The 12,832-nt window shown below is 49.9% G+C and carries 16 protein-coding genes; 7 read left to right on the top strand and 9 right to left on the bottom strand.

Annotation, left to right across the window (positions count from 1 at the left end):
* From LG34_RS04190 to LG34_RS04220, 7 genes are all read left to right on the top strand, one after another.
* On the top strand, window positions 1–2,519 hold a 2,519-nt coding region (locus LG34_RS04190; RefSeq protein ID WP_109215025.1), incomplete at its 5' end, for a VaFE repeat-containing surface-anchored protein.
* 67 nt (window positions 2,520–2,586) lie between these two features.
* Entirely contained in the window at window positions 2,587–2,949 is a 363-nt protein-coding gene (locus tag LG34_RS04195; RefSeq protein ID WP_040015509.1) for a hypothetical protein, read from the top strand.
* A 62-nt stretch (window positions 2,950–3,011) separates the two neighbouring features.
* Entirely contained in the window at window positions 3,012–3,287 is a 276-nt protein-coding gene (locus tag LG34_RS04200) for a hypothetical protein (RefSeq protein ID WP_008373818.1), read from the top strand.
* A gap of 160 nt (window positions 3,288–3,447) precedes the next feature.
* Window positions 3,448–3,867: a DUF3268 family zinc-finger domain-containing protein gene (locus LG34_RS04205; protein WP_109215026.1), complete on the top strand. Its 420-nt coding sequence runs from the start codon at window positions 3,448–3,450 to the stop codon at window positions 3,865–3,867.
* A gap of 16 nt (window positions 3,868–3,883) precedes the next feature.
* Window positions 3,884–4,468 (top strand): sigma-70 family RNA polymerase sigma factor, encoded by a 585-nt coding sequence (locus tag LG34_RS04210; RefSeq protein WP_109215027.1) that lies wholly within the window; start codon window positions 3,884–3,886, stop codon window positions 4,466–4,468.
* A gap of 20 nt (window positions 4,469–4,488) precedes the next feature.
* On the top strand, window positions 4,489–5,175 hold the full coding sequence (locus LG34_RS04215; RefSeq protein WP_022415107.1) for a hypothetical protein: 687 nt from the start codon (window positions 4,489–4,491) through the stop codon (window positions 5,173–5,175).
* A gap of 13 nt (window positions 5,176–5,188) precedes the next feature.
* Window positions 5,189–5,635 (top strand): hypothetical protein, encoded by a 447-nt coding sequence (locus LG34_RS04220; protein ID WP_109215028.1) that lies wholly within the window; start codon window positions 5,189–5,191, stop codon window positions 5,633–5,635.
* A 213-nt stretch (window positions 5,636–5,848) separates the two neighbouring features.
* On the opposite strand, the gene LG34_RS04225 is transcribed toward LG34_RS04220, so the two are convergent.
* From LG34_RS04225 to LG34_RS04265, 9 genes are all read right to left on the bottom strand, one after another.
* Complete coding sequence (locus LG34_RS04225) at window positions 5,849–7,456, bottom strand: recombinase family protein (protein ID WP_109215029.1); 1,608 nt, start codon at window positions 7,454–7,456, stop codon at window positions 5,849–5,851.
* A 135-nt stretch (window positions 7,457–7,591) separates the two neighbouring features.
* On the bottom strand, window positions 7,592–7,783 hold the full coding sequence (locus LG34_RS04230) for a transposon-encoded TnpW family protein (protein WP_109215030.1): 192 nt from the start codon (window positions 7,781–7,783) through the stop codon (window positions 7,592–7,594).
* Between the two features lie 12 nt (window positions 7,784–7,795).
* Window positions 7,796–8,635, bottom strand: coding sequence for an ATP-binding protein (locus tag LG34_RS04235; protein ID WP_109215031.1), 840 nt, complete (start codon window positions 8,633–8,635; stop codon window positions 7,796–7,798).
* Entirely contained in the window at window positions 8,632–9,372 is a 741-nt protein-coding gene (locus LG34_RS04240) for a phage replisome organizer N-terminal domain-containing protein (protein ID WP_109215032.1), read from the bottom strand. Before LG34_RS04240 ends, LG34_RS04235 begins: the two co-directional genes overlap by 4 nt.
* Window positions 9,362–9,556, bottom strand: a complete 195-nt coding sequence (locus LG34_RS04245) for a hypothetical protein (RefSeq protein WP_109215042.1) — start codon at window positions 9,554–9,556, stop codon at window positions 9,362–9,364. The genes LG34_RS04240 and LG34_RS04245 overlap by 11 nt, the downstream gene beginning before the upstream one ends.
* 173 nt (window positions 9,557–9,729) lie before the next feature.
* A complete protein-coding gene (locus LG34_RS04250; protein WP_181369288.1) occupies window positions 9,730–11,349 on the bottom strand; it encodes a relaxase/mobilization nuclease domain-containing protein in 1,620 nt (539 codons plus the stop codon).
* On the bottom strand, window positions 11,321–11,719 hold the full coding sequence (locus LG34_RS04255; protein ID WP_025482842.1) for a plasmid mobilization protein: 399 nt from the start codon (window positions 11,717–11,719) through the stop codon (window positions 11,321–11,323). Before LG34_RS04255 ends, LG34_RS04250 begins: the two co-directional genes overlap by 29 nt.
* Before the next feature lie 493 nt (window positions 11,720–12,212).
* Window positions 12,213–12,413, bottom strand: coding sequence for a helix-turn-helix domain-containing protein (locus tag LG34_RS04260; RefSeq protein ID WP_006858003.1), 201 nt, complete (start codon window positions 12,411–12,413; stop codon window positions 12,213–12,215).
* Window positions 12,406–12,687, bottom strand: coding sequence for a sigma-70 family RNA polymerase sigma factor (locus tag LG34_RS04265; protein ID WP_330411767.1), 282 nt, complete (start codon window positions 12,685–12,687; stop codon window positions 12,406–12,408). The genes LG34_RS04260 and LG34_RS04265 overlap by 8 nt, the downstream gene beginning before the upstream one ends.
* Between the last annotated feature and the right edge of the window lie 145 nt (window positions 12,688–12,832).

Below are 12,832 nucleotides of genomic sequence, written 5' to 3' on the forward strand. Positions count from 1 at the left end.
ATGGCAAGACCGTCTGTCTTCCGCTCGGTACCATAACGGTACAGGAAAGCAAAGCCCCTGCCGGATACCAGCTCAATCCAACTGTCTTCGTACAGAAAATTACAGGTGACGGTAAGCAGGAAATGGTTTCGGTATACCAGTCTTCTACCATAGAAGAATCTGTCATCCGTGGCGGAGTGAAGATCCAGAAACGTGACAGCGAGACCGGAGAAGCAAAACCGCAGGGTTCTGCCACTTTGGAAGGTACTGTCTTTGCGATCACTACGTTAAATGAAAATCCGGTATTAGTAGACGGAACATCCTACACGAAAGATCAGGTTGTCCTTACACTTACTGCCGATAAATCCGGTTCTGCTGCAACTGCAAAAGATGCTCTCCCATTCGGACATTACCGTGTGGATGAAACAACTGCACCTTCCGGTTATCTGAACAGCGGAAAGATCTCTGTAGAATTTGACATCACAGAACAGGGAAAAATCGTGGAACTGACTGCAAAAGACAATTCCATCTCCAATCAGGTCATCCGCGGGGATCTGGAATTTGTCAAGATTGCTGACGGCAGCCAGAACCGTCTGGCAAATGTGCCATTTAAGATCACTTCCAAAACAACAGGCGAAAGCCATGTGATTGTGACAGATGCCAACGGTTATGCCAGCACTTCCTCCAAATGGAACAAACATACCGCAAATACCAACCGGGGTGAGTCTTCGGAAGACGGCATCTGGTTCGGCACCTCCAAACCGGATGATTCCAAAGGCGCTCTCATTTACGATACTTACACTCTGGCGGAACAGCGTTGTGATTCCAACAAAGGCATGGATCTTTTAACCTTTGAAGTCAAGGTTTATAAGGATTCTGTTCTGATACAGGTTGGAACTCTGACCGATGATGCCATTGAGATCGGCACGACTGCTCTGGATGCCGAGACCGGTACACACATGAGCCAGCCGGCAAAAGAAGTGACCATTGAAGACGTTGTGGAATACGAAGGACTGAAAAAGGGCCAGAAATACAAACTGACTGGAACCTTAATGGATAAAAAAACCGGGGAACCAATCCTTGTGGATGAAAAACCGGTGATTTCTGAAACTGAATTTACTGCAAAGAAATCCTCCGGCTCCGTCAAAGTAACCTTTACCTTTGATGCAACTTCCTTAAAGGGAAAAACAACCGTTGTCTTCGAGGAATTATATCAGGATGAGATGCAGCTTGCAGTCCATACCGACATCAACGATGAAGACCAGACCATCTATTTCCCGGAAATCAAGACTACTGCGAAAGATGCGGACACGAACTCCAATATTTCCTGTGCAAAGGAAGAAATCACGCTGGTGGATACGGTTTCCTTTAAGGGGCTGGTTCCTAACCAGAAATATGAAGTGACTGGAACTCTGATAGATAAAGAAACAAAGAAACCAGTCGAAGCAGACGGAAAACCGGTGACAGCAAAAGCATCCTTCAAGCCAAAAGAATCCGCTGGTACGGTAGATGTTACCTTTACCTTTGATGCCAGCTCCTTAAAAGGGAAAACAGTAGTTGTCTTTGAATCCCTGGCTTACAAAGACAAGGAAGTTGCCGTACACACAGACATTGCGGATGAAGGACAGACTATTTACTTCCCGGAAATCAAAACCACTGCAACAGATGCTGCTTCCGGCACACACTATGCAAAACCGGAAAAAGAACTGACGCTTACAGACCTTGTGGAATACAAAAACCTGATCCCAGGCAAAGAGTACAAGCTGACAGGAACACTCATGGATGCGGAAACCGAAAAACCTTTCGATGTGGATGGCAAAGCTGTGACTGCAGAAACAAGTTTCACTCCGGAAGAAGCTAACGGCAGCGTAGAGCTTTCCTTTACCTTTGATGCCTCTGCACTTTCCGGAAAAACGCTCGTGGCATTTGAAACAATGACTTTTGAAGATCACGAAGTAGCGGTACATGCGGACATCAAAGATGCCAACCAGACCATCTACTTCCCGGAAATCAAAACCACAGCCAAAGACGGCAGTGACGGGGATCAGGATGTCTCTGCTTCCAAGGAAGCGACTATCGTAGATACGGTCACTTATCATGGTCTGATGCCTGGATCTGAGTACAAAGTCATCGGAACCCTGATGAATAAGGAAACCGGAGAGGCTTTGTTAAAAGACGGAAAACCAGTTACCGCTCAGGCAGAATTTAAAGCAGAAAAAGCTGGCGGCTCTGTGGAAGTTACCTTTACCTTCGACGCTTCTGCTCTTGCCGGACAGGATGTGGTTGTCTTTGAAAAGCTCTACTATACAGACGGAAAAACCGAGCATGAGATTGCTTCCCATGAGGATCTGAAGGATGAAGGTCAGACCGTACACATGACGGAGCTTCCGAAAGAACCGGAGACGCCTCCGGTAGCTCCGCCTGTAAAGACCGGCGATGAGACGCCGCTTCTCCTGTATGCCGGAATCGCCATAGCTGCACTTGCAGGTGCAAGTGTCCTGGGCATCGTTTACTTCAAACGCAAAAAGAAACATCAGTAACTCATAACGAAGACTCCTGCAGGCAGCTCCCACATGGAACTGCCTGCTTCTTTAGTAGGTGATGAATATGAAACACCCCCACTGCAAGACAGATGCCAAGCACATCCGTCATTTTCTGAACCTCTGTGAAGGGAACTGGCACTCCTGTATCTACGTCTGGTGCCGCACTTGTAACGCACAGGAAAGCTGTGAGAACTCTGGCTTTTTATTCCATCCGGATGAAACGGGAAGCCCCTGCATCCTCCCTCTTTCAGATGCAGCGCTTTTGTTTCCCCGGATACCGGAGCCAACCGAATGTACCGGAAGCATGAGCATTGCTGCTTTTACAGAGCTTTATCTGCCCTATCTGGCCGCTCAGAAGCTGCCTTTAAAGCCATGTCCCATTCCGGCACTGCTCCGGCTTCAGGAGAACCAGCAATATGACTGGTAACAAAAAGTTGCACTTTCAGGCTCTTATACGTACAGGATATGTAAAGAAAGGAGGCACTGCCTATGTTAAACGTAATTTCAATCATCCAATGTATCGATCAGGTCTTTACGAACCTGATATTTATTCCCATGATTTTTGTCCTGTATGTGAAATTCCGTCCGAAAAAGCCATGGACCAGAAGGCGCAGGAACACTTACCTGCTCTGTCTGGTACTGATCAGCTTATTCCTGCTACGGATTTTCTGTGAGAAGTTCATCTTTACACCGGTTAATTATCCACGTTTCACAGACAGCGGCTTATTCCCGCTCATCCGAGCAATTTTCTATCCCGGCATCTGAAAAATGGGGATTCGTGCCATTTAGTCCGAATCTGGGATCAGTATCCGCTTGCGTCCTATGGGAATTCATCACCTGCTTACTTACAATATAAGTATACAGTACGTACTGGTTATTCACGTACACGTTACGTATCGTGTATGTACAAGCGAGGTGAAAACAGATGAAGAAACCAAAAATCATCCGCTGCCCTTACTGCGGCGGAACAGCAATATTAAGAGATGCATCCTTTGTATATGGAACGCATTCTCATGGCGGACAGGTTTATGTCTGCTCCCACTATCCATCCTGCAATTCCTATGTCGGGGTACATCCGGGAACCAAAACTCCAAAAGGGACTCTTGCCAACCGGGAACTCCGGCTGAAGCGGATTCAGGCACACCGAATCTTCGATGAGATCTGGAAACAGGGAATCCTGAGTAAAGCGGAAGCCTACCGATGGGTGGCAGATAAGTTCTGCCTGACTGATAAGCAGGCACACATCGGACAGTTCAGCAACTATATGTGTGACCAACTCATCCGGGCATCCGCAGATGTCCTGAAAAACAACCATATTCCCTGCCGTCTCCGGGCGGCCAGTTGAAAGGCGGTGACAGAAGATGACCATACCACTGAATACCGCTCAAAAACAATTGGTGGAAACATCCATGGATCTGGTGCCGCAAATGATCCGTTCCATGACACGAACCTCCGCCTATGTATCCGAGGAGGAACAGCAGGAATTATGCCAGATTGGTTATCTGGCTCTGTGTCGGGCGGCTGCCCGCTTTGATAAGAACAGACCTTTCCTGCCGTATGCCAGAACTCTTATCCGCCACGCCATCTTTGACTACTGGCGAGAAACTGCCCGTGACCGCTCCATGCTGTGTTCTCTTCAGGAAACTCCGGTGGAAGGGGAATCCCTCTCCTATCAGGAACTGTTTTCCTACGAAGATGCACAGGCATCACAGCCGGAAACGGATACCGCCCAGACACTGCTGTTGGAACATATCTCCCGGCTTGGTATCGGTCAGTGCTCCACCATCCAAAAGGGAATCGCTTCCCTTTGGCTGCAGCAGCAAGGCTATACCAGTTTTGACCTTTCAAGGCACTATCAAGTCCCCGCCAACCGGGTGCGGGCATGGCAGAGCAAAGCACGGAAACTATTACAGCAGGATGATGCACTCTATGCACTTCTGACTTAACTTTGAAGGAGGGACCTTTTATGCTGACACTTTATACTGCTGTCGGAACCTTAAAATTTCAAAAAACGACAGGCGGAAAATCCATTCCTCTTGTAATCAACAATGGACAAGAATATGGACTATCGGATGACGAGCTGCTGCTCTGGAGCTGTCTTGCCTTCCAGATTCTGACGCTCCATGAACTCCAGGATGCCTATACCCTGCGCCAGATACAGAAAGAAGGTCCGAAAGGCTTATCCTTCCAACACTATCTGAACCGACTTTCCTTACGCGGTCTGGTTGTAAGCGGAATTGGACTGACAGGGGTGGATGCCTTATATCGCCTTCTCGGCAGTCTGACCATTATTCCCTTGAAGGATACCTTTCCCATCCGGCTCTTTGGTTGCATTCAGCTTTATCTGAAAGGAACTATTGGTGCAAAAGAGTTTGGCAGATATTTAAAGAAGAAACCCTCTTCACCGATGGAAGATACCATTCTGAAGCTGGCTGATAAGGTATCCCTCACGACCGCTGAGCTTGTCACAAGTATGGAGCAGGAAAAAGTAATCCACAACGAATCGGATATTATGGATGAGTTATACACAGAACCGGAGACAACTTACCAAACACTTGTGGATGATGTCCAGATTCACCATACCCAGTATCCAGTGCTGCAGGCTATTGCTAATTTGTACCTGAATAAACAAATCACATTTCATACATGTTAAAGGAAGGAACCTTATGCCAAAACCATTTTTCACAAAGCTGGTTGCCATCAGTGCAATCGGCTTTTTCTGTGTACTTTTTGGGTGCATCTTCGGGATCGCCACCCACGACCGGCTCTTCATTCTTATGAGTCTCTTAATCGGAATCTGCAGCATCCTGCGTGCACTCAGTTTCTATCAGCTGATTCATACGCATGCTTATCTGTCACTGGATGTAAACTGCAAAAAACGGGAACAAACACTCTTTGGTAAGAATCAACAGTATTGGTTTGCCAGTGATGATGGAAAGGAATACGCCTTCTCACTGGAAAAGAATATCAAACTCCTAGAGGGACATCGGTATCGGCTGTACTTCCGGAAACCACAGCAGGGGACAGGGCAATCGATGCCATGTGCCGGAGATTTTCTCGGATATGAAGAACTCACCGATCAACTGCCGAAACTTTCGGATACATCCGTTTAGATAGAAAATGAGCCGCCTGTACTGCATCACCCCTACAGTTCTGGCGGCTCATTTTATTATAAATAACCTCTCTTATTTCTATCAAAGAATAGTGTTTGTATCCGCTTCAATGCCATGAGCATTTGCTGATGCGTGATAAAGAAGTAATAGAAGTGCAAAAAATTTTGCCGTTCCTATCCGGCACTTAGCTCTTGTGTCGGATAGGTCGGGCGGTTATTCGGGCAAGTCCACCTTGCCAACAAAAGAATAATAAATCTCAATGTCCTGTCTGCGGGTCTTGTTCTCGTCATAGCTGCACTCATGCACAACGATTTTCTCTACAAACTCCCGCAACAGAGTAGGGGTAAGTTCTTCAAAACTGGTATGCCGCCGGACAACATTCATAAACTTTTCTGCGTTCACGGTGGCTTCCTGTGCTTTGGAAAGCTCCGCTTGGATTGCAGCGGCTCTTTCTTTCAGCTCCCGTTGCTCTGCTTCATAGTCTGCCGACAGTTCTGTGAAACGCTCGTCAGAAATGCGACCGCTTACGCTGTCCTCATACAACCGCTTGAAAATGGCGGAAAGCTCACCGATACGCTTTTGGGCGGATTCCAGTTCCTTTTTCTTGGCGGTGTTCCGGCGCTTGCCGCCGTCCTCGTTCTGCTCGATCAGCAGCTTCATAAACCGGGCTTCATGCTTTGCCGCATAGCTCGTCACTTTCCGCAGATTTGAGAGAACGCCCGCAGTCAAAAGGTCGGTGCGGATAAAATGTGCGGTGCAGTCATGGGTACGCTTCTTGTAGTTCCCGCAGATATAGCAGTCCTGTTTCCGCTTATCGGTCTGGTAACGCTGCTGATACATGACGCTGCCGCAATCCGCGCAAAAGAGCACGCCAGAGAACAAGCCCACTTCATCATAGCGGTTTGGACGCTTGCGCTGTTTGCGTAATTCCTGCACACGCTCCCATGTCTGGGTGTCAATGATAGGCTCATGGTGGTTCTCGAAAATCGCCTGTTTCTCAATGGGATTTTCTACGCTGTGCTTGGTCTTGTAGGACGGCTTCTCCGTCTTGAAGTTCACCAGACAGCCCATGTACTCCCGGTTTTCAAGGATATGCACCACGGTATTTGTCGCCCATTTGCACTCATAGCCGGGGTGATAGCGGCGTGTGCTGCCCGTCCTGCGGTATTCCAGCGTTCCCGGCGTTGGGATTTCCTGCTCGGTCAACATACGGGCTATCTTGGTCGGACCGTTCCCGGCAAGGCACAGACGGTATATCTGCTTGACTACGGGTGCGGCTTCCTCGTCAATGATGAAATTTTCGTCCTCGTCCATGAGGTAGCCGTACACGGGTTTGCTCGTAACAGGCTTGCCGCTCATGCCTTTTGACCGTTTTACAGCTTTGATTTTCTTGCTCGTATCTCTCACCAGCCATTCGTTGAAAATGTTCCGCAGAGGGGCAAAATCATTGTCACCCTGTGCGCTGTCCACTCCATCGTTGATGGCGATAAAGCGGACGCCTTTTTGTGGGAAAATCATCTCGGTATACATTCCCACCTGCAAGTAGTTTCGCCCTAACCGTGACATATCCTTTACGATAACGGTAGCCACTTTCCCGGCTTCAATGTCCGCAAGCATGGATTGAAAACCCGGTCTTTGGAAGTTCGCACCAGAATAGCCATCGTCCGTGTACCAGCGCAGATTGGAAAAACCGTTCTGCTTTGCGTAGGTTTCAAGAATACGCTTCTGGTTGGAAATGGAGTTGCTTTCGCCTTGCAGCTCATCCTCATGGGATAGTCTTGGATAAAGGGCAGTGATTTTCTGGGTGGTCTGTCTTAACATAAAATCCTCCGTTTCCGACAGCCAGCCCCACTATTCCGTATTTTGATTATACCACATGGGGCGGCTGTCTGTATAGCGGCTTCTGCTTCTTTACCGCCCGGTAAAATGACGATTTTTTTCGTGCGGCTTGTAGCGTTAAGACGAAAGCTGGGCTTTTTGTCCTGCGGCGGCTTCCGCCTCCAGCACTTTCATCATCTTATCGGCTGCGGTGTCGGTGGTATCTTTCTTGAAAAAGCCGGAAACGACAAGGACGGTGTTGCCCATGCGGATCTCTGTCACGCAGTCCGGGCGGCGTTCCGGGGTGGTGTTCTGCTTGTTCTCTGCCATAGGCAACTCCTTTCATTTCATCAATTCTTTTAGTCTGTTCAGCTTGGCTTGCGCCGTTTCACGGCGGAAGTTCTCTCCCGTAAAGAGGATAGGGGCGCACATTTCCAAAAGGCGGTCATAAATCCGGGCATGGGCGGTGTCCAGCGGATTTTGCAGGCTGTCCAATGTCAGATTGGTGGTAACGATTAGGGGCTTGCGGCTGCGGTAGCGGCTGTCAATCACATTGTAGACCTGTTCTAAACCGTACTCTGTGCCACGCTCCATTCCAAAATCATCAATGATAAGCAGAGGGAAACGGCAAAGACGCTCGATATACTCGTTGCACCCCTCAAAGCTGGCAGTCAGGTCATTCAAAATCGCAGAAAAATTCGTCATGCGGACAGCGACTTCCTGCTCCATGAGGGCATTAGCGATACACCCGGCAAAATAGCTTTTTCCTGTGCCGACCTTGCCCCATAGCAGATAGCCGATATTTTCCTCGCGCATGGTTTCCCAATGCTTCACATAGAAATGTGCAATCTCCATTTGCGGGCATTTCCCGTTGTCATTGGCAAAAGTCCATTCCTGCATGGTGGGATTGGTAAATCCCCCGCGTTTCAAGTCCTCCACGGTATCAAGGTGTTTTCTGCGCTGCTCGGCGGCTTCACGTTCCAAACGCTGGGCTTTCTGGCAGTTACATTCTGCTGGGTGGCGGTCACGCCCAAACAGGGCGGCTTGCTTTTCCGGGAAGTAGGCTTCTTTCGGTGTGTGGCACTTGCCGCAGTAAAGCAGCCCGTCCTCGCCCGTGTAGTCCTCCGGCTGCGGGGTAACAGCCGCCATATTCAAAACTCGTTCCGTAAACAGATTACTCATAAGCTCTCGCCCTCCTTGCAGGTGTATTCGGGTATGCCCTGTTTCGGGGCAGCCTTTGCGGTATCGTCTGCCGCCCATATGCGGATAGTGGCGGCGTGGTTTTTATATTTCTTGCCCGTGGACGCGATATAGCCGGAAAGACGCTCAATGTAGTACGCCCATTTTTCGGGCAGCTCCGCTTGCAGTTCGGAAAGCTCCGTATCGGTCAGAAATACATTCTCATATCTGCCGTAGCTGCGGGCGGGGGCTTGTCCCTTTAACTCTCCCTCTTTTTCTAACTCTATATCTATCTCTTTCTTTATCTCTATCTCTGGTGGACGAATGTCGGACAAATGTCCGCCATTTGTCCGCGGCGGCAAAAGTGCCTTATTTTCAAGCCTTGCGGCTCGTTTCCGTTCCGCTTCGGTAGAGGATTGACCGATCATCAGCTCAATGTCGGTCATATAGAGCAGCCCGCAGTCAAGCTGCTCCACAAGCCCTAACTGCTGGAAGATGGATAATGCCCGTTCCACCGTCCCGATTTGGTGACGGGTCAGCGTGGCTATCATCTGGGCGGTATAGGGGATATGCTCGTCAAGCTGTAATCTGCCGCCATTTTTCAGCGATTTTAAGTACAGCTTCAAGAGAATATTGGAATACAAAATCCCGTCTTTCATGTCCTCCAACAGCACAATGGAATCGCTGTCGAAGAAGTTTTCTTTCAGTTTGAGGTAGTAATATTTGCGGTTATCTGCCATTGGCGATGTCCTCCCTGTGTTTCCATCTCTTAGAGAAATACCGGGGGCAGAGGACGATAATCGCCCGGAAGCTCTGCTTGCAGCCGTGTGTGCAGCCCCGGCAAAGGTCATTGTAGGTGATACGGTTTCGGTGGTTGAGGAAAAAGTTCCATTCCAACCGCCGCTTTTTGCTCATGCGCGGCATTTCTCGCTCCTTTCTGCCGTTTCCGCTGGTATAAGCGGATAGGACGGTAAAAATGTAGTTTCTCGGTATCATTTTCGGGGATTTCCTGCGCTGTACGCCCAGTTTCAAGGGTGGGTAGTATTGCGGATAGGGTGCAGGGCATATCCCCATTTGGGTATCGTTTGGGGCGGTTTTTAACGCTCCTGTTCGTGTTTTTTCTCTCTGTCCTTTTCGCCTTGTAGAATTTGGGAGAGGTTGCTCTTAACGGTATGCAGCTCCTTGACACGGGCTTTTTTCTCCCGGTATTCGTTGTAATGGGCGTTCTTTTCGGCGGTAAGCTGCTCGATTTCCGCTTGCAGGGCTTTATGACTTGGCAGCTTGGAAACGCCATGCGCCCGGAAATAACGGGTGGCTGCGTCCGCTATGATAAAATCGCTTTCGTGCCGTTCCCGGTAGGCGCTGCGGGCTTTCTCTGTTTTCTGCGCTTTCAGACCGTCGCGGGCAGGCTTGGTCTTGGCATAGGCAAGCACCTGTGTCTGAAGCTCCTTTTTCTCCCGGATAGCAGCGTCCAGGACTTTCAGTTTGGCGGTGCTGTCCTGTAAATCCGCATTGGCAGATACAAGGGCTGCGTCCAGTTCCTCCGGCGAATAGCCGTACTGCCCGTAGGCGGCAACGGTAGCCGCCATTTGTTTCAGATTGTGGACTGCCGCCCAGCGGTCATAGCCCACGCCCTTTCCCTCCGCTCGTTTTGCAGCCCGGTCAACCATGCGCTGAATACCGTCCTTTTCCGGGGTGGTTTGGACAGCTTTTTTGCTCAGCAAACGCTCCCTTATGCTGCGGGGGTATTCGGGTACGGCTGCGGTCTGCTCGGTGGTTCTGTGGGCGTCCTGTTCCAAACAGGCAAGAACGGCAGCGCGGTCAAAATCATCTCCCAGCTTGCGGGCGGTAATGGGCTTTGTCCTGTCCGGCGTGAGGTAGGATAGCCGCCCCCGGCTCTCCTTGACGGTCACACCCTGTTGCAAAAGGACGGCGGCAAACTCGTCATAGCTGGCGGCAGAGGACAGCGCGGCGCGAATGGTCTGCCGCAATTTTTCCTTGTCCGTTTCAAACTTCGTGGGCTTGGCGGGCTGTTCTCCGGCTGGCAAGGCGGCAGCTTCCTTGTCCAGCTTTGCCTGTCCTTTCCGCTGCGCCCAATACTCACGCTCGGTAATGCGGTTTTTGCTGCCATGCAAAAGGTCGATTTGATAGAGATTTTCCCGGTGGCACAGCTCCATGACTTCGGCTTTGAAGTATTCCATCGCCGCGTCTGTGCAGCGGTGCTTGCACCCGGCGCGGGTGTCTGCCGGTCTGTCCATGTAGGGCAGAAACGGAACTTCCGCTATCCGCAGAGAATTGATAACGATATGCACATGGATATTGCCGCTGTGGTTGTGTCCGTCCGGGTGGGTGCAGACAATGGCTTGGTGTCCGGGAAACTGCTTCCGGCAAAATTCCTCGCCAAACGCCTGCGCCCGGTCTACGGTCAAGCCGTTGTCCGCTGCGTCCCGTGGGTCAAAGCTGATAATGTAGTGGTGGCTTTTCACATCTTCCCGCTTCTGGTTTTTCCCATAGCGGAGATTGGAGCGCATACAGGCAACGGCAAAATCCTCGCCGCCGCAGTTCAGCGTTGCTATGCGGTAGTCCTCCCGGAGCATGAGCCGCCCGTTTTCATCAAGGGTGGGCTTCATGGTAAACTCGTCATGTTCAAAGGTGAGGTACTGCTCGGCTGCGCCATAGTCCGCATTTTTAGAGCTGATATGTTTGAATGTTGCCAACAGCGTCACCTACCTTTCGCAAGACTTCAAACTTCAAGGCGGCAAGGTCAGAAATGGCAGCGCGTACTTCAACGGACAGGGCGTTGTATGGTGTGCCGTACTCGTTGAGGGCGCGGGCAATCTGATTGAGGTTGCCGCCGATTTTTCCGTATTCAGCGGTCAGTCTGCCTACGGCGGACAGCAGTTCATCGTTGACCGGGGAAACGGTAACGATGGGGCGAATGGTTGCCCGTGTAATGGCTTGCCGGATAAATTCGGCTTGGCTCATGTCATAGTGTTTCAGCCGCTCGGTGAAGTCGGCATATTCTTCCTCGGTCATGCGGGTTTTGACCACATGGCTGCGGTGAGGCGTATTGTATTTTTTCTTCAAGCGTTGACCTCCTTTCTCGCCCGACAGGGCGCATGAGCAGGGTTTGGGGAAGGCACTCCCCAACAAGATTTACCAAAGGGGGCAAACCGCAGATATGCGGATTTTGGCACCGTGGTAGAATCTTGCTCTAAGAAACTGCCGGACTGCCGTTCACTTCCTACTGCCACTTTTTCAGAAAATCTATAACCAGCTTTTTCATAAAAGGCTGCGGGCTGGCGTTCTTCCTCTTACTCCCTACAACACCGCAAAAAGCAAAAATGACGGACTTTCCGGCAAGAACTTTTCCGGCGGCTCGGTCTTTCCCGACAATAAGGCGTTTCGGAAGCTGCGTTTTGCCCGCTGTCTAAAAAAAACGGCAGCCTTTTTTGGTTTCACTATCTAATACGGAACTTTTGGAAATTTGCCAAAAATGAGCGCAAAAAAAGCAGCAAATCTTTTTCGGATTTACTGCTTCATGTGCCGCTGCGGGGCGGCGGGATATTCAGTTTCTATGTTATCGGTCAAGCCGGAACTTGAACAGGCTTTCAATCAGCTTTGTTCTGATGTAGTCCTCCATATCAGAGTTGTAATAGCCGTTCATCTTAGAGAAGTAGCGGATATATCCAGCGTATCGGTCAAGGACGGCTTGTATCGCTATGGGGTCGCCCTCATGTGCCTTTATGATAGTGTCATAGGGGAGAAGTCGGTTACTCATGGGACAGCACCTCCATTTCCTCTTTCAGCCGCTTCAAGGCAAGCCGTATATGCCGCCCGATTGTGCTGCGTGTCCAGCCGCTTTGTTCTCCGATTTCTTTCTGCGTCAAGTGCTGAAAGTAGTACAAAAAGATTTCTTCCTGCGTCTGTTCCGGCAATCGGGCAAGAGCAGCCGCAAGAGAATGCTCATGTACGGTAAGGAAGCAAGCAACCGAAAACAAGAGATAGACCGCCAGCACTACACTATTCCGAACCAAAGACCAAAAGATAAGCATTGTGGGAAAATCTAAACTTTTGGATTTTCCTACAATGCCAACTACGGCGGAATCCCTCCCACTCCTTATATCTTTCTGTATACATTGAATTTGTATTTAGTAAAATGCAGACAACACCACGGATCGGCTTTTGGTTGGACAATTC

Source organism: Eubacterium ramulus (assembly GCF_003122485.1).
In the GTDB taxonomy this organism is placed as follows: Bacteria; Bacillota; Clostridia; order Lachnospirales; family Lachnospiraceae; genus Eubacterium_I; species Eubacterium_I ramulus_A.

Excerpts from the sequence above, each read along its gene's own strand:
- LG34_RS04195 (WP_040015509.1), top strand. The coding sequence starts at position 2,587 with ATGAAACACCCCCACTGCAAGACAGATGCCAAGCACATCCGTCATTTT.
- LG34_RS04200 (WP_008373818.1), top strand. The coding sequence starts at position 3,012 with ATGTTAAACGTAATTTCAATCATCCAATGTATCGATCAGGTCTTTACG.
- LG34_RS04205 (WP_109215026.1), top strand. The coding sequence starts at position 3,448 with ATGAAGAAACCAAAAATCATCCGCTGCCCTTACTGCGGCGGAACAGCA.
- LG34_RS04210 (WP_109215027.1), top strand. The coding sequence starts at position 3,884 with ATGACCATACCACTGAATACCGCTCAAAAACAATTGGTGGAAACATCC.
- LG34_RS04215 (WP_022415107.1), top strand. The coding sequence starts at position 4,489 with ATGCTGACACTTTATACTGCTGTCGGAACCTTAAAATTTCAAAAAACG.
- LG34_RS04220 (WP_109215028.1), top strand. The coding sequence starts at position 5,189 with ATGCCAAAACCATTTTTCACAAAGCTGGTTGCCATCAGTGCAATCGGC.
- LG34_RS04225 (WP_109215029.1), bottom strand. The coding sequence starts at position 7,456 with ATGTTAAGACAGACCACCCAGAAAATCACTGCCCTTTATCCAAGACTA.
- LG34_RS04230 (WP_109215030.1), bottom strand. The coding sequence starts at position 7,783 with ATGGCAGAGAACAAGCAGAACACCACCCCGGAACGCCGCCCGGACTGC.
- LG34_RS04235 (WP_109215031.1), bottom strand. The coding sequence starts at position 8,635 with ATGAGTAATCTGTTTACGGAACGAGTTTTGAATATGGCGGCTGTTACC.
- LG34_RS04240 (WP_109215032.1), bottom strand. The coding sequence starts at position 9,372 with ATGGCAGATAACCGCAAATATTACTACCTCAAACTGAAAGAAAACTTC.
- LG34_RS04245 (WP_109215042.1), bottom strand. The coding sequence starts at position 9,556 with ATGCCGCGCATGAGCAAAAAGCGGCGGTTGGAATGGAACTTTTTCCTC.
- LG34_RS04260 (WP_006858003.1), bottom strand. The coding sequence starts at position 12,413 with ATGAGTAACCGACTTCTCCCCTATGACACTATCATAAAGGCACATGAG.
- LG34_RS04265 (WP_330411767.1), bottom strand. The coding sequence starts at position 12,687 with ATGCTTATCTTTTGGTCTTTGGTTCGGAATAGTGTAGTGCTGGCGGTC.